The organism is Amycolatopsis sp. (assembly GCF_025464955.1).
Classification (GTDB): Bacteria; Actinomycetota; Actinomycetes; order Mycobacteriales; family Pseudonocardiaceae; genus Amycolatopsis.
The window spans coordinates 38,741-54,423 of sequence record NZ_JAODNM010000114.1 but is presented as its reverse complement, the minus strand read 5'-3'; the positions used below and the strand labels follow the sequence as shown (position 1 = coordinate 54,423).

Annotated in this window: 14 protein-coding genes; 8 read left to right on the top strand and 6 right to left on the bottom strand. The window is 69.1% G+C overall.

What is annotated here, in order from left to right; all coding sequences use genetic code 11:
• Window positions 1-73: 73 nt before the first annotated feature.
• Window positions 74-823: an alpha/beta hydrolase gene (locus JWQ81_RS26930; protein WP_297545779.1), complete on the bottom strand. Its 750-nt coding sequence runs from the start codon at window positions 821-823 to the stop codon at window positions 74-76.
• 160 nt (window positions 824-983) lie between these two features.
• On the opposite strand from JWQ81_RS26930, the gene JWQ81_RS26925 reads away from it, so the two are divergent.
• Window positions 984-1,121, top strand: coding sequence for a hypothetical protein (locus JWQ81_RS26925; RefSeq protein ID WP_297545778.1), 138 nt, complete (start codon window positions 984-986; stop codon window positions 1,119-1,121).
• Window positions 1,114-1,263, top strand: a complete 150-nt coding sequence (locus JWQ81_RS26920; RefSeq protein WP_366942339.1) for a hypothetical protein — start codon at window positions 1,114-1,116, stop codon at window positions 1,261-1,263. The genes JWQ81_RS26925 and JWQ81_RS26920 overlap by 8 nt, the downstream gene beginning before the upstream one ends.
• Window positions 1,264-1,316: 53 nt before the next feature.
• On the opposite strand, the gene JWQ81_RS26915 is transcribed toward JWQ81_RS26920, so the two are convergent.
• Both JWQ81_RS26915 and JWQ81_RS26910 read right to left on the bottom strand, forming a co-directional pair.
• A complete protein-coding gene (locus tag JWQ81_RS26915) occupies window positions 1,317-1,913 on the bottom strand; it encodes a TetR/AcrR family transcriptional regulator (RefSeq protein WP_297545776.1) in 597 nt (198 codons plus the stop codon).
• Between the two features lie 9 nt (window positions 1,914-1,922).
• Complete coding sequence (locus JWQ81_RS26910) at window positions 1,923-2,792, bottom strand: aldo/keto reductase (RefSeq protein ID WP_297545773.1); 870 nt, start codon at window positions 2,790-2,792, stop codon at window positions 1,923-1,925.
• 299 nt (window positions 2,793-3,091) lie between these two features.
• Here JWQ81_RS26910 and metH point away from each other — a divergent pair, with 299 nt between their 5' ends.
• A complete protein-coding gene (metH, locus tag JWQ81_RS26905; RefSeq protein ID WP_297545771.1) occupies window positions 3,092-6,706 on the top strand; it encodes a methionine synthase in 3,615 nt (1,204 codons plus the stop codon).
• A 178-nt stretch (window positions 6,707-6,884) separates the two neighbouring features.
• Here the strand turns inward: metH and JWQ81_RS26900 are convergent, their stop codons facing one another.
• Entirely contained in the window at window positions 6,885-9,050 is a 2,166-nt protein-coding gene (locus JWQ81_RS26900) for an AfsR/SARP family transcriptional regulator (RefSeq protein WP_297545770.1), read from the bottom strand.
• A 190-nt stretch (window positions 9,051-9,240) separates the two neighbouring features.
• On the opposite strand from JWQ81_RS26900, the gene JWQ81_RS26895 reads away from it, so the two are divergent.
• The 3 genes from JWQ81_RS26895 to JWQ81_RS26885 all read left to right on the top strand — a co-directional run bounded on the left by JWQ81_RS26895 (window position 9,241) and on the right by JWQ81_RS26885 (window position 11,405).
• Window positions 9,241-9,684: a DUF6294 family protein gene (locus JWQ81_RS26895; protein ID WP_297545768.1), complete on the top strand. Its 444-nt coding sequence runs from the start codon at window positions 9,241-9,243 to the stop codon at window positions 9,682-9,684.
• Between the two features lie 218 nt (window positions 9,685-9,902).
• A complete protein-coding gene (locus JWQ81_RS26890; RefSeq protein ID WP_297545766.1) occupies window positions 9,903-10,307 on the top strand; it encodes an SgcJ/EcaC family oxidoreductase in 405 nt (134 codons plus the stop codon).
• Between the two features lie 123 nt (window positions 10,308-10,430).
• The gene (locus JWQ81_RS26885) at window positions 10,431-11,405 is read left to right on the top strand and encodes a sigma-70 family RNA polymerase sigma factor (protein ID WP_297545765.1); all 975 of its coding nucleotides are present in this window, start codon (window positions 10,431-10,433) and stop codon (window positions 11,403-11,405) included.
• A gap of 63 nt (window positions 11,406-11,468) precedes the next feature.
• On the opposite strand, the gene JWQ81_RS26880 is transcribed toward JWQ81_RS26885, so the two are convergent.
• Together JWQ81_RS26880 and JWQ81_RS26875 are read right to left on the bottom strand one after the other, a co-directional pair.
• Window positions 11,469-12,089, bottom strand: a complete 621-nt coding sequence (locus JWQ81_RS26880; protein WP_297545764.1) for a mechanosensitive ion channel domain-containing protein — start codon at window positions 12,087-12,089, stop codon at window positions 11,469-11,471.
• Between the two features lie 15 nt (window positions 12,090-12,104).
• Window positions 12,105-13,043 carry a trypsin-like peptidase domain-containing protein gene (locus JWQ81_RS26875; protein WP_297545762.1) on the bottom strand — a complete coding sequence of 313 codons (939 nt, stop codon included), beginning with the start codon at window positions 13,041-13,043 and terminating at the stop codon, window positions 12,105-12,107.
• 222 nt (window positions 13,044-13,265) lie between these two features.
• Here JWQ81_RS26875 and JWQ81_RS26870 point away from each other — a divergent pair, with 222 nt between their 5' ends.
• Window positions 13,266-14,231, top strand: coding sequence for a sensor histidine kinase (locus tag JWQ81_RS26870; protein ID WP_297545761.1), 966 nt, complete (start codon window positions 13,266-13,268; stop codon window positions 14,229-14,231).
• A 332-nt stretch (window positions 14,232-14,563) separates the two neighbouring features.
• Window positions 14,564-15,592, top strand: a complete 1,029-nt coding sequence (locus JWQ81_RS26865; protein ID WP_297545759.1) for a S1 family peptidase — start codon at window positions 14,564-14,566, stop codon at window positions 15,590-15,592.
• The last annotated feature ends 91 nt before the right edge of the window (window positions 15,593-15,683 follow it).

Genomic DNA, 15,683 nt, shown 5'->3' with positions numbered 1-15,683 from the left:
CTTGTCAACAGGTCATTGTCGACGCCGAACCCGGGGCCCGCAAGCGACCAACGTAGCTAGTGTCGCGTGGCGGCTAATCGGCGGTTTCGGTGAGGAACCGGTCGATAACGGCGGCCGCGCGGACGGGGTCCTGCAGCATCCACCAGTGCCCGAGGCCGTCCAGGACCTCGGTCTTGGCGCCCGCGCGGGAAGCGGACCGGTGACGGATGTCGTCACTGCCGACGAAGTGGTCTTCGGTCGCGAGGATGCTCAACCCGGGCCGCGCCGCGGCCGACTCCAAGCCGCGGCCGAGCTCCGCCAACACGGGCTGCGCAGCCGACCGATACAGCGCGAGGATGGAGCGGCCCATCCGCTCCCCCTGTTCGGCCGCTACCGCGGCGGCGACAGCCGGCGGAAAGCCCAACCCGACCATCCGCTCGGCGCGGTCCGCCGAGGAGCCGCCCATCATCGCCGCGGTCTGCGTCTCGCCCTCCCCCGGCGTCTGCCACACCTGGGCGAGGTCGTGCCAGACGTACTCCGGGTCGAACAGGCCGATCACGTCGGTCGCCCAGCCGAGCAACAGGTCAGGACGGCTCATCGCGACGTTGACCACGTGCCCGCCGCCCCAGTCGTGCCCGAGCAGGTGCACCGGCTCGTCGAACGACTCCAGCTCGCCGACCAGCCAGTCGCGGTATTCGGTGACCGTCGCGCCGAACCCGTCCGGAACGGGCGCGCCGAACCCCGGCGGGGACAGGCAGACGACGTCGTCACGCCCCAGCTCGGTGATCAGCGGACGCCAGATCGCGTCGGTTTCGGGATTGCCGTGCACCAATACCAGAGTCATGCAGCCACTCCTGAGAAGAACGCGTCGTCAGTGGTCATGCAGCCACTCCTGATTCCTGCCGAACGCTTTCCTTACAGGTACGCCGCTCGTCACCCTCTGTCCAGGGAGATCATCCGAGAGTGCGACACGTCACCGGCTTCGCCGGGATAAGGCGCGATGGGTGAGCAGGGCGACGCACTTCTACGACTGGACTCCGCGCGCGGTCGTCTTCGACTGCGACGGGCTGATGGACACCGAGCCGTGCTGCTCACTGCTGGACCCGAGCCTCGTCGACTGGGTGCGAAGCTGGCGTGGCTGAGCGGATCCTGATCTACGGGGTGACGGGTTCGGTCAAGACGACGCTGGCCGCTCACATCGCCGAGCGAACGGGCCTGCCGTGGCACTCCGTCGACGACCTGACCTGGGAGCCCGGCTGGATCCAGGTCGACGTCGACGAGTAGCGACGCCGCATCGGCTCGTGAGCGTTCCGGCCGCTTAGAACCGGCGGGAACGCTCACGAGCTCTCGCCGCGCACGGAGCTGAGCAGGCCGTCCAGGGCGGCCGAAGACAAGGTGTCGGCCTCGGCCTCGGTCAGCGGTGCGTGCCCGGTCAGGAGCCGGAAGATCAGCGGTCCGAAAAGGACATCCATCGCCGTGCCCGCGCCGACGCCCGCGTCGACCTCGCCGCGGTCCTGGGCACGCTGCCACAGTTCCGCGATGCCTTCCCATCTGGTGGCAAGGAAGAACTGGCGGAAGTACGGCGCGCCCGCAGGGTCGGTCACACACGCGGCGAGCAGCTGGGCGAAGACCTTGCCGCTGTCGCCGCCGTAGAACGCGCTGACCCGCCGGACCTGCTCGGCCAGGTCACCTCGTGCGCTTCCGGTGTCGGGCAACGGGATCGCGTCCGCCATCCGCCGGCCGAACGCCTCCGCCGCCACCGCGGCCCGGCAGGGCCAGTGCTTGTAGATGGTCGCCTTGCTGACCCCGGACCGCGCGCTGATCGCGTCGACGGACGCCGCGGGCAACCCGCCTTCGTCGAGAAGCTCACGCGTCGCGCACAGCACCGAGTCCTTCGCCCGGACACTGCGCGGATGCGTGGGCTCCTCGGCCAACGGCGACACCTACTCGGTGGCCTTGCTCAGGGCGGCGAACTCGTCGTCGGAGAGCTCCAGCTTCCCTGCCGCGATGTTGTCCTCCACATGTGAGACGGTCGACGTCCCGGGAATCGGCAGCATCGACGGTGAGCGCTTGAGCAGCCACGCCAGCGCCAGCTGGGACGGCGTCGCGCCGTGCTCGCGGGCGATCGCGTCGAGCGGGCCGCCCGCCTTGGCCAGCGCGCCGGTGGCGAGCGGGAACCACGGGATGAACCCGAGTCCGTTGGCCTCCGCGTAGTCGAGCAGCGGCTCGGCATCGCGCTTCGCGAGGTTGAACAGGTTCTGCACCGACACGATCGTGGCCGTCTTGGCTGCCTCTTCGACTTCGTCGATGGAGACCTCACTGAGCCCGATGTGGCGGATCTTGCCTTCGGACTGCAGCGCGGCGAGCTCGCCCAATTGCTCGGCGACCGGGACCTTCGGGTCGATGCGGTGCAGCTGCAGGAGGTCGATGCGCTCGAGGCCGAGGTGGCGCAGACTGAGCTCGACCTGCTGGCGGAGGTACTCCGGCCGGCCGATCGGGACCCACTGGCCGGGGCCGGTGCGGGAGAAGCCGGCCTTCGTCGCGATGACGAGGTCGTCGGTGTACGGGTGCAGCGCCTTCTTGAGCAGGAGATCCGCGGTGAACGGGCCATAGGCGTCCGCGGTGTCGATGAAGTTGACCCCGAGCTCCACCGCGCGCCGCAGCACGCGAACAGCCTCCTCCGGGTCGCGAGGGTCGCCCCACACGCCGTCGCCGGTGAGCTGCATGGTGCCGTAGCCCAGGCGGTTGACGGTCAGGTCGCCGCCGAGGGTGAACGTGCCCGAAGCCGCGGCCACCCGATCGGTCGAAGTCATTTCTGATCCTCCGTGCTTATCTGAACTGAACGTACAGTTCACGGTACGACGCGGTCCGGTTTCCCCGCAACGTCGCGTCCCTCACCCCTGGAAAACCCCCTGGTCAGCGCCATGTCCGTCAGCCGCCGGCCGCCGGGCGTACCAAGGGGCAGGATCGTGGATCACGACTCGAGTCCCCGTGGATCAAATCCGGTAGACTCGCTATCCAGGTCGAGAGGCGCTGCAACGGGCCGAGGTCCGCCACGCTCGGCCGGAGCTACTTCCGAAGGGCGCCTCCCAGACACAATTTGGGAGGCGACTTGAACGGCAAAAGCACCACTCAAGCCCTGCGAGACCTGATGGACCAGCGGGTTGTGGTGCTCGACGGCGCCTGGGGCACGATGCTGCAGGGCGCCGGGCTCACCCCGGAGGACTACCGCTCCGAGCGGTTCGCCGACCACAGCCACGACGTCACGGGCGACCCGGACCTGCTGAACCTCACTCGCCCGGACGTCATCCTCGACGTCCACCGCCAGTACCTGGCCGCGGGCGCGGACATCACCACCACGAACACGTTCACCGCGACCAGCATCGGCCAGGCCGACTACGGCCTGCAGTCGCTCGCACGGGAGATGAACCTGCGCGGCGCCGAGCTGGCGCGCCAGGCCGCGGACGAGGCGGGCGGGCGTTTTGTCGCCGGTTCGATCGGGCCGCTCAACGTCACCCTTTCGCTGTCCCCTCGCGTCGAAGACCCCGCGTACCGGGCGGTGCTGTTCGACCAGGTCCGGGACGCCTACGCCGAGCAGATCAAGGCGCTCGCCGACGGCGGCGTCGACCTGCTGCTGATCGAGACGATCTTCGACACGCTCAACTGCAAGGCCGCGATCGCCGCCGCGCGCGAGGTCGCGCCGCAGCTGCCGCTGTGGATCTCGGTGACCATCGTCGACCTGAGCGGGCGCACGCTGTCGGGCCAGACCGTGGAGGCGTTCTGGAGCTCGGTCGAACACGCGCGTCCGCTGATCGTCGGGGTGAACTGCGCGCTGGGCGCGGAGCAGGTGCGCCCGCACATCGCCGAGCTGTCGAAGTTCGCCGACACCTACACCGCGTGCCATCCCAACGCCGGCTTGCCCAACGCGTTCGGTGGCTACGACGAGACCCCGGACGAAACCGGCCGGCTGCTCGGCGAGTTCGCCACCGCGGGCATGGTCAACATCGTCGGCGGCTGCTGCGGTACGACCCCGGCGCACATCGCGAAGATCACCGAAGCGGTGAAGGGGCTTCCGCCGCGCGCGGTGCCCGCTCCGCCGACGCAGACCCGGTTCAGCGGTCTCGAGCCGTTCAAGATCGGCGAGGACACCGGGTTCGTCATGATCGGCGAGCGCACCAACGTCACCGGCTCGAAGCGGTTCCGGCGCCTGATCGAAGGCAACGACCATCAGGCCGCTGTCGACGTCGCGCTGGAACAGGTCCGCGGCGGGGCCAACCTGCTCGACGTCAACATGGACGCCGACCTGCTCGACAGCGTCGAGGCGATGACGACGTTCCTGAACCTCATCGCGACCGAGCCGGAGGTCGCCCGCCTCCCGATCATGATCGACAGCTCGCGGTGGAGCGTGCTGGAAGCCGGGCTGAAATGCGTGCAGGGCAAGGGCGTGGTCAACTCGATCAGCCTCAAGGAGGGCGAGGAGCCGTTCCTCGTCCAGGCCCGGCGCATCCGGGACTACGGCGCCGGCGTGGTCGTCATGGCGTTCGACGAGCAGGGTCAGGCGGACACCGCCGAGCGGAAGGTGTCGATCTGCGGCCGTGCCTACGACCTGCTCACCACGAAGGCCGGGTTCGTCGCCGAGGACATCGTGTTCGACCCCAACGTCCTCGCCGTCGCGACCGGCATCTCCGAGCACAACGGCTACGCGAAGGCGTTCCTCGACGCGCTGCCGCTGATCAAGGAGCGCTGTCCGGGCGTGCACATCAGCGGTGGTATCTCCAACCTCTCGTTCTCCTTCCGCGGCAACGACATCGTGCGTGAAGCGATGCACTCGGCGTTCCTGTTCTACGCGGTGAAGGCCGGGCTGGACATGGGCATTGTCAACGCCGGTCAGCTAGCGGTCTACGAGGACATCCCCGCCGACCTGCTCGAGCTCGTCGAGGACGTGCTGTTCGACCGGCGCGAGGACTCCACCGACCGGCTCGTCTCGTTCGCCGAGAACGTCAAGGGGTCCGGCACCCAACGCGTCGTCGACCTGGCCTGGCGCGATGCGCCGGTGAACAAGCGGCTGGAGCACGCGCTCGTGCACGGCATCGTCGACTTCATCGAGGACGACACCGAGGAGGCCAGGAAGGTCGCGAAGCGGCCGCTGGAGGTGATCGAAGGCCCGCTGATGGACGGGATGAAGGTCGTCGGCGACCTGTTCGGTTCCGGGAAGATGTTCCTGCCGCAGGTGGTCAAGAGCGCGCGCGTGATGAAGCGTTCGGTGGCGTACCTCGAACCGTTCATGGAGGCCGAGAAGGAGCTCGCCCGACTGGAGGGCCGGGTCGAAGCCACCCGCGGGCAGGGCAAGGTGGTCATGGCCACGGTCAAGGGCGACGTGCACGACATCGGCAAGAACATCGTCGGGGTCGTACTGGGCTGCAACAACTACGAGGTCATCGACCTCGGCGTGATGGTGCCGGCCGCGGTCATCCTCGACACCGCGGTCACCGAAGGCGCCGACGCGATCGGCCTGTCCGGCCTGATCACGCCGTCGCTGGACGAGATGGTCACGGTCGCCGCGGAAATGCAGCGCCGCGGGTTGAAGCTGCCGCTGCTGATCGGCGGCGCCACAACGTCGCGCCAGCACACCGCGGTCCGCATCGCGCCCGCCTACGAGAACACCACGGTCCACGTGCTCGACGCGTCGCGAGTGGTCGGTGTCGTCTCGGACCTGCTCGACAACGAGCGCGCCGAAACGCTGGCCGTGAGCAACCGCGCCGACCAGGAACTCCTGCGCGAGCAGCACGCGAACAAGCAGCGGAAGCCACTGCTGACGCTCGAACAGGCTCGGGCGAACCGTGAGATCGTCTCGTTCGACGACCTGCCCACGCCGGCGTTCACCGGAGTCCGCGTGGTCACGCCGGAGCTGAGCGAGCTGCGCGCGATGGTCGACTGGCAGTTCCTGTTCCTGGCCTGGCAGCTCAAGGGCAAGTACCCGGCGATCCTCGACCAGCCGGTCGCGCGCGAGCTGTTCGACGACGCGAACACGCTGCTCGACCAGATCATCGCCGACGGCAGTTTCCAGGCCAAAGGTGCTTACGGCTACTGGCCCGCCCACGCCGAGGGCGACGACATCCTGCTCGAAGACGGTCCGAGCTTCCCGATGCTGCGTCAGCAGACGGCCAAGCCCGAGGGGCGGCCGAACCGCAGCCTCGCGGACTACATCGCGCCGTCCGGCGACCACCTCGGCGGGTTCGCCGTGGCCATCCACGGTGCCGAAGAGCTCGCCGCCAGCTACGAAAAGCAGGACGACGACTACCGGGCGATCATGGTCAAGGCGCTGGCCGACCGGCTCGCCGAGGCGTTCGCCGAGTACATCCACCTCCAGGCTCGGCGGAACTGGTTCGAACCGGACGCCGACCCGAAGCTGGAAGACCTGCACGCCGAGCGCTTCCGCGGGATCCGCCCCGCGCTCGGTTACCCGGCCAGCCCCGATCACAGCGAGAAGAAGGAGCTGTTCGACCTGCTCGACGCGGGCTCGCTCGGGCTCGCGCTGACGGACTCCTTCGCGATGACCCCGGCCGCGAGCGTCAGCGGGCTGATCTTCGCGCATCCGGCGTCGCGGTACTTCACCGTCGGCCGGGTCGGCAAGGACCAGATCGACGATTACGTGCCCCGGCGGGGCCTGTCGCTCGACGAGGTCGAGCGCTGGCTGCGCCCGAATCTCGCCTACGAAACGAAGTAAGGGCCCCCTTCTACGCTGAGGTGAGGACGGTGCCGGCGGCTCCGAGTTTGGCGTCGCGCACCCGGATCCAGCCGTCCACTGTGGCCAGGACGAGGTGATGGAGTTCGTTCGGACCAGAGGTTTCGTGAACCGCGGCGGCTGTCCTATCCGGACGGTCTGTCCAGGCGGTCGTAGAGCGTCACCACGCCTGCGCCTCTCGGTCGGCGGCGGTCAGCTCGAGTTCCGCGGCGGTGGCGTCGCCGGGGCTGGCACGCAACAGGAGCACCCGCGCGTGGCGGCGGCGGGCGAACACCACGGCGGGCCAATGCGCGATGGCCAGGTTCTGCTGTACGGCGGCGCGCAGGTGGCGCACGGCGCCGTCCAGATCGCCGAGCGCGATCGACGCGGTACCCAGGGGATAGTGGGTGGAACCGAAACAGGCGACGGCCAGGCTCGCCATCACGGGCAGGTGGGCGAACGGGCGGAGCAGGTCGTACACGCGAGCCGCCGTTTCCCGATCGCCGAGCAGGTAAGCGGTCTCGGCGACGCCGCACATCGAGAGCAGCCAGGTACTCGACCGGGGCAACGCCGCCAGGTCGTTGCCGCACAGCCTGGCCAGCGCGCCGGCGGCCGTTCTCCGGTCTCCGGCGGCCGCGGCCGCGGCCGCGAGCGCGGCGTAGTAGGAGTTGTCGATCGGGCTGAGCGTCGGCGAGTGCATCAGGTTGTCGAGGACGGGCACGAGTTCCCCCAGCCGACCCTGGAACCACCGGATCGCCACCAGTTGGGCGCCGTACCAGCCCAGCGCGTCGAGGTCGCCGGCCGCGTTGCCGAGCTCGGCGCAGGATTGCGCGGTCGCCTCGGCCTGGTCCAGGCGGCCGCCCCGGATGTCCAGCATGACCTCGATCGCCGCCACGACGAACCCGGCCGCGAGGTGCTTCCGCGCGGACAGGAGATCCTTGAGCTCGCTGAGGCACCGTTCGGCGTGCGGGTCCGCCGCGAGGAAGAGATCGACGGTGTGCCACAGCAAACCCATGACCTGGTCGAGTCGCCGCCCTGTGCGGCCGCCCACGACGATCAGCTCAAGGGCAAGCGCGTCACGCAGCTCGACGTGGTCAGGGCCGAGCAGGCAGTGGTGGGCCAGGCTGAGCGCCTCCGCCTGAGCCAACGGTCCGCCGGCGCGGCGGGTTTCGCTGACCAGCGCGAGAATCCGGCCGTGCTCACCGGCTTCGTAGTCGCTCTCTCCGACCAGCCTGGCGCGCAGCCGCAAAGCGAGCGGAGACGTCGCGGCGACCGCCGCGAGCGCATGCCGCAGCTGGCTCGTCAGCAGTGCCGAGCCGGTGGAAGTGCGGTTTTCGTGCACCCACAGGCCGCCGAGACCGACCGCTGCCGCCGCCCGAGCACGGGCGTCGCCGTCCAGGTCCGCGAGCCGGTAGGCGGTGGTGAAGTGTTCCCGGCTGGTCAGCAGGTCACCGTCCTCGGACAGTGCCTGCTGCCCGGCGCGGAGGACTTCCGCGAGCGAAACACCCAGGTCAGCGGGTGACCGACCGTCGCTCGCGCGCGAAGGCGCCTCCGGGCGCGGGACGAGCAGGCTCGCGTCGTGCGCGAGGATCCGGCGCTGGATGTCGGTCAGGAGCGGTGACGGTTCCATCCCGGAGCCGTCGATCTGGACCTGCCTGGCCGTGCGGAAGGCATCGAGCGCGTCGCTCTGGCGGCCCGCGCGGTAGAGGGCGGTCATCAGCTGCACCCACAGCCGCTCGTGCCCGGGAAACGAGCTGGTCAGTGACTCGAGCTCGGCGATCAGCTCCGCGGCCTTCCCGGACGCGAGATCGGCGTCGATCCGGTCCTGCACAGCGTTGTTGCGCACGCGTTCCAGCCGCATCCCCTCGGCCCGCAACGCCTCGACACTACCGAACTCGGCGTAAGCGACTCCGCGCCACAGACCCAGCGCTGCGACGAGGTGCTCCGAGGCCGCACTCGTCCGCCCCGCCGCGAGAGCCTGACGGCCCGTGGTGGCCAGGCGTTCGAACCGGGCCGCGTCCAGCGCGTCGGGATCCAGCCGCAGTACGTAGCCCGGCGGCTTGGTCGTGATCAGCTCGGGCCTCGTGTTCGTGCGGTGCGGCGGCGTCAAGGTCTTGCGCAGCCGGGACATGTAGGTCCGCACGGTCCGGTCCGCGTTCTCCGGCGCCTCATCGCCCCACAGGTCCCGCACGAACGCGCTGACGCTCACCACCCTGGCCGCGTCGGCGGTGAGCATGGCCAGCATGGTGCGCAGGCGTGGGCCGCCGACGTCCAGCGTTTCGCCGTCGATCGTGACCTCGAACGGCCCCAGCACCCCGAAACCGACCTCGCCCGTCGTGTCCCCCACCCCGCTCCTCCGCCCGCCGCGCTGAAGTCCGCGCCCTGCTGCACAGGAGCCGTCCGCGCGACGCCGGATACATCCTGGCCGGGCACAGTCTGGTCCTCGTCGTCGACGAACTGTCGATGGATTGTCGACGGCGGCTGCCAAGGTCCACCCGGTCGGCAGGTGCTGACGCAGCCTTTGTGAAGGGGACACGATGAAACTGAAAGTTCGGTCACTCAAACCGGCGCTGGCCATCGCGGCGATCGGAACCGCGCTGCTGGCGGCCGCTCCGGCGGCCCAGGCCGCCCCGCAGAACGCCGTCCGCACGCTCGAGGTGAGAAGCGCGACCTGGGGGCAGTTGCACTCGGGGGACTGTCAGCAGGACAACGGCACCATCGTGCTGCACTCGGACGGGACCGGCGACTGGAGCGCGGACACGCTCACCCGCCACACGCATTCGGGTGACGTCTGGCACACCAACCTCGACTTCTACACCACGGCGGGCTTCCACCTGTTCTCGGCCGGAGAGTTCAACAGCCCGCGGATGAACGACGGCAACCCGCCGCCGCGTTACCATTGGGCCGCGCACTTCGTCTTCGACCCGGCGGAGTTCAACGGCGTCGACATCTTCAGGACCCTGCAGCGCTACAGCTGCTGACACGGGTGACCACCGTCCGGCAGACAGTCCTTAATGGACTGCCTGCCGGACGGTGGTCCCTCAGCTCACAGGATGCACAACAGTGAGCAGGCTCTCGCCGACGAGAAGTCGACGACACGAGTTGAACTTTCTTGCCGAGGACCGATGAGTTCCGGCCGGGGCGCCGGTATACCCCTTCGACCAAGCAGCAAGCGCTTCGTGCCGGAAGGACCTTTCCCATGACTACCATCGACGCCACTCAGACCGACTCCGCGGCAGTACTCGACGTGCTGAGCCAGATGTACGCGGCTTGGACTGACAACGACGCTGACGCCTTCGCCGCGCTCTACGTCGAAGACGCCACCGTCGTACGGCCGGGGGTGTTCCATCCTGACCGGGCCGCGCTGCGCGACAGCATGGCCGGCGGGTTCGCCGGGCCGTTGAAGGGCTCCCGTCCGGTCGACGAACCGCTGAGCGTCCGCGTGTTCGGGGGAAACGCCGCGATCGTGGTCAGCAAGTCGGGCATCGTCATGGCCGGGGAGGACAGCTGCCCCGCCGAGCGCGAGGTGCTCGCCACCTGGGTCTTGGCCAAGCAGGACGGCCGCTGGCTGATCGCCGCCTACGCGAACGCCCCCGCGAACTGAGCGGGCGCTCCGGACGGGTGCGGCCGTAGGTCGGCGTTTCGTGAAGGCCACCTTCACCGCGCATTACGCTGTGATGGTGGCCTTCACGAAACATTGGCCGTCCGGATCGTGAGGGGAACCCGCGTGCAGATCGCGATCGACGAGGACTTCGCCGCGCAGACCGCGCAGTACCGCCACGAGCTCGTCGTGCACTGCTACCGGATGCTCGGCTCGGTCCACGAAGCGGAGGATCTGGTCCAGGAGACGATGCTGCGGGCCTGGCGCGCGAAGGACCGGTACGACGAGAATCTGGCTTCAGTGCGTACCTGGCTCTACAAGATCGCGACGAACGCGTGCCTGACCGCTCTTGAGGGCAAGGCACGGCGTCCTCTGCCGTCCGGGCTCGGCGGCCCGAGCGACGACCCGCACATGCCGCTGGTGCCTTCGTTCGAGGTGCCGTGGCTACAGCCGTTCCCGGACGCGCGGTTTGCCGAGGCCTACGCCGATCCAGCAACGCGCCTGGTTCGGCGGGGCAGCCTGCGTCTCGCGCTGATCGCCGCGATGCAACTGCTCCCGCCGAAACAGCGGGCCGTCCTCGTCCTTCGCGACGTCCTGGAGTTCAGCGCAGCCGAGGTCGCGGGCTTACTGGATACGTCGACGGCGTCGGTGAACAGCGCGCTGCAACGGGCCAGGGCCGGGTTGTCCGGCGCCACCGTCACCGAGGACGAGGTCGCCGAACCGGACGACGCCGCCGTCCGCGACACCGTGGATCGCTACATCCGGGCGTTCGAAGCTGCCGACGTCGACGCGCTCGTGTCGCTGTTGACCGACGACGCCGTCCTCGAAATGCCGCCCGTCCCGCTCTGGTATCTCGGGAAGGCCGACTACGAACGCTTCATGGCACGCATCTTCGCCATCCGCGGCAATGACTGGAAGCAGGTTCGGACTTCCGCAAACGCCCAACCGGCCGTCGCGGCCTACTGCCGGAGCGACGACGGCACCTATCGGCTGCACACCCTGCAGGTGCTCACCGTGACCCCGGCCGGGATCGCGGGCAACGTCGTGTTCCAGGATCCCCAGGTCTTCGCGGCCTTCGAACTGCCCGCAACCATCGAGTAGTCCCTGGTCAGGACTCGTGAGTGTTCCGGCCGGTTAGAACCAGGTTAGAACCGGCTGGAACACTCACGAGTCCTCCGCGGCGGGTTCGGCGGGTCGGGGGCCGACGCCGGAGGCGAGCACGGCGCTGTTGGGGAGTCTGAGCACCCCGTCGTCCGTGTCGACCACGACGTAGACCAGGCCCATCTCCAGCACCATGCCGCTGTGCGGACCGCCGAGCGCACCGGAATGCACGATGACCTGGTCGCCGATGGTGAACGGCCGCGACACGAGCAGGACGAGCCCGGCGAACAGGTTCCCCAGCGCCTGCTGGCACGCGATCCCGACCACCACCCCGGTCAACGCGCCGCCGACGAGGAGCTGCCCGATGCCCACCCCGAGCATCCCCAGCCCGGTGAACAGCGCCAGCAGGGCGCCCACCAGCGAGATCCCCACGCGCACGAGGCCGGCGTGGCTCATCCCGATATGACTCTGGGTGTGCCGGACGACGACATTGCCGAGGTTACGGATCGCGACGCCCGCGAGCGCCAGGAACAGCAGCGTCCCGGCGACCGTGACGGCTTTCTGCCAGGCCATGGCCTCGGCGCCGAACCTGCCGTAAAGCCGGGTCACCACGACGCTGGCGATCGCCAGCACGGTGGCGGCGATGCAGCGTCGGGTGTCGCCGGCCCAGTGGCGGCGGGTCATCGGTGCTCCTGGTGGTTACGCGGAGGTGCTGGTCTTGTAGAGCGCCGCGATGTCGGTGTCGAAGTAGCTGCTGTACGAGACATCATTGTCCCCGCCGGACTCGTAGCCGCCGATGACCCCGATGACCTTGCCGAGATGGGTGGTGGGGTCGGCATCGACGATCCACGGCCCGCCGCTGGTGCCCTGTGGGAAGCCGGTACAGGCCATCTGAAGCTGGTAGAAGTCCTGCTGCGTGGTGGTGTTCTCGCAGGTCACGGGCACCTCCCCGTCATCGGGGTAACCAGTCAGCGTGACGTCGTTGGTGAAGCCGAAGTCGAGCCCGAGCTCCTCCGCGCCGGTGAGGCTTTCGAGGGAGTCGGGGTTGCCGTCCTGGTGCACGGTGAGGAAGGCGAAGTCGAGGTCCGGGTCGGAGGTGGCGGCCCAGCCCGGGGCGACGAAGGACTGCGTGACGGCCCATTTACCGAACGGCGCGACGCCGTCGTGGTAGCCGGGCTCGAAGACCATGTCCGTGTAGTAGCCGCCACCGGCGCCGTCGTGGACGCAGTGGGCCGCGGTGAGCACGAGGTCGCCGGCGGGGCTGTGGACGACGCTTGCCGAGCAGTAGTGCTCGGCACCGGAGAAGAGGGCACCGACGGCGAAGTGGCTCGACGGGACGGGCGCTTGGGCGGTGTCGGTTTCCGGCGAGACCTTGTTGTCCGGACCAGGCCCGGGCAGCGGAACGGCCGACGCGGACGGCGCCGGAGCGCTGGTGGACAGCACACTCGTACCGCCGTCGTGGCGCTCTTGCTGGGTGTCCGGACGGTTCGCACTCGGCTGGCCGTAGTCGGGGATCACCGCCGCGGACGGCGACGCCACGGTCGACACGGCCGAGTCGACACCGACGACCGACCCGCTGGCGGCCACGACGAGCAATGCGCCCACCGCCAGCAGCGCCCACAGCCGAGCCCACGTCATGGCGTCCCCTCCAGCGTCCGTACGTCCTCACCAGCAGGACAGCCCAAGATCGTCCGAATGCCATCGTCTCACACAAACCGGCGCCGCCCGCCGCCCGGAGGTCCTCCTCCGCTGGTCAGCCGGAGTACCCGGCGCCGGGTATTCTGGGCTGGTGCGTCTTTCCGGGGTGATCGAAGCGGCCCGGGGCTTCGAGCCCCGTCGGTCTCCGTGCTGGGCGCAGGGGTGAGAACGGGCGCCGCCAGGGGTCATCGCGGCTACTTCCACGAGGCGGCGTTCTACCGATCCGACGAAGAACTGCTGGACATCGTCGTGCCGTTCCTCGAAGACGGTGTCCAGGGCGGCGAACCGACGCTGGTCGCCTTCGACGCGCCGAACCAGCGGCTGGTCCGCTCCGTGCTGACGGACACGGCCGGCATCACCTTCCTGAACGGTTCCACCCAGTACGCGCGTCCCGCGGCCGCCATCAAGCTGTACCGCGACCTGCTGGCTTCGCACGTCGCGGGCGGCGCCCGTCAGATCCGCGTCGTCGGCGATGTCCCACACCCGGGCACAGGCAGCCCGTGGGATTGGTGGGCCCGTTATGAAGCGACCGTCAACCACGCCTACGAAGACTTCCCGCTCTGGGGCCTGTGCCCCTACGACACCCGCACCACGCCGGCCGGCGCGCTCTGCGACGTCGCCCGCACACACCCGTGGATCGCGTCGGCCGACGGCGAACACCGCGAGAACGACGCTTACGAAGACCCGACAGCCTTTCTCGCGCAGCTCGACACCGGGCAGCGCGACCCGCTGGAGTCGGCGCCGCCGTCGGTGGAACTGCTCAATCCCAGTCCGTCGTCCGCGCGCAAGGCCGTCGTCAGTGCCGCCCGAGACAGCCGGGTCCCCGCCGCCGAAATCGAAGATCTGACCATCGCGGTGAGCGAAATCGTCGCCAACGCGTTCCGCCACGGCCTGCCCCCCGTGCTGTTCCGGCTGTGGACCGGCGAAGACCGGCTCGTGGTGGCCGTGACCGATCGCGGACCCGGAGTGTCGGATCCCTTCGCGGGCCTTGTCCCCGTACGCCCCGGTTCGCCGGGAGGGCGCGGTCTCTGGATCGCGCACCAGCTCTGCGAGCACGTCACCATGAGTCACGACGGCGAAGGCTTCACGATCCGGCTGGCAGCCGGCGCGGCCGGGGTTGCCGGTTGACCAACTGCGGTGGCCGTTTTCCTTCCCTACCACCGATCCCGTTCATCGGTGACGCTCAGCAATAGCGTCGCGCCCTCGGCTCACCGTCCGTTAGGCGTAACCGCGGGCGGCGATCGGACGCGAGAAGTCGCCGAGAAGCGTAGCGCTAGCCCATTCGGCCCATCGACCTGCGGAAATACGTTACCCCGGGTACCTCGATTCGACAATTGTGGTTAATAACCAACCTTTGTCGGTATCGCTCCCGCTGCCGGGAACGCATCCTGGTGCCGTTCCCCACAAAGCGCGGCCTGGCCGCGCACGGTTCCCACCCCTGGCCACTCAGGAGGATCTGCATGACTCCCCGTAACTCCCTCACAGGTCTCGCGGTCTTCGCGTCGGTGACGCTCGCGATGGGCCTGTCCGCCACCGCCACCGCCGCCAACGCAAGCCAGCCCGCCACGGCGGATATGGCCCAGGTGCAGCACGCCGCGATCGCCCAGGCGACCCAGGTCACGAACACCCTCGGCGACGCGTCCGGTGGTTACTACCTCGACCACGGCAAGGTCGTGGTCAACGTGCTCGACGCCGCTTCGGCGCAGAAGGTCGAGGCGGCCGGGATGACCGCGAAGACGGTCACGCGCAGCTTCGCGGCGTTGACGAACACCAAGAACGCCCTCGATGCCGTGCGCAATGTCCCGCAGACCACTTGGGGCATCGACACTTCCACCAACCAGGTCGTCGTGACGATCTATTCGGCGGCGACCCCGGCGACCGCGGCCAAGGTGACCAGCGCGGCTCAGAAGCTCGGCGCCGGCGTGCGCATCGAGCAGAAGACCGGCAGGCTCGACCTCCACATCGCCGACGGCGACGCGATCCAGAACGACCAGGGCCGCTGCTCGCTGGGCTTCAACGTCACCCGCGACGGTTCGCCGTTCCTGCTGACCGCCGGCCACTGCACGAACCTGGGCGGCACCTGGTCCGGCGGTGACGTCAGCGGCGCGCAGGTCGTCCAGAGCGACTGCCCCGGAGCCGACTCCGGCCTGTTGACCCGCCCCAACGGCAGCGGGCCCGGCGCGATCAACACCGGCCAGGCGATCACCAGCGCGGGCACCCCGACCGTCGGTGAGCAGATGGAAAAGCAGGGTTCGACCACCGGCGGCGGCAGTGGCCAGGTCACCTCTGTCGACCAGTCGGTGAACTTCGACGTCGGCGTGCTCGACCACGAGTTCGGCACCACCGCGCACACCGACCACGGCGACTCGGGCGGACCGGCATACGACGGCTCGACCGGCCTCGGCACCCTGTCCGGTGGCGACACGGTGACGAGTTACTTCTACCCGCTCACTCTCGAATTGCAGTCCTACGGTCTTTCGCTGGCCTGATTGATCCGCGTTTGACGAACGCCCCCTCGGCGCGCCGAGGGGGCGTTCACAATATCGGCACTCCTGTCCTCAACCAAAAAGAGCAATGAAT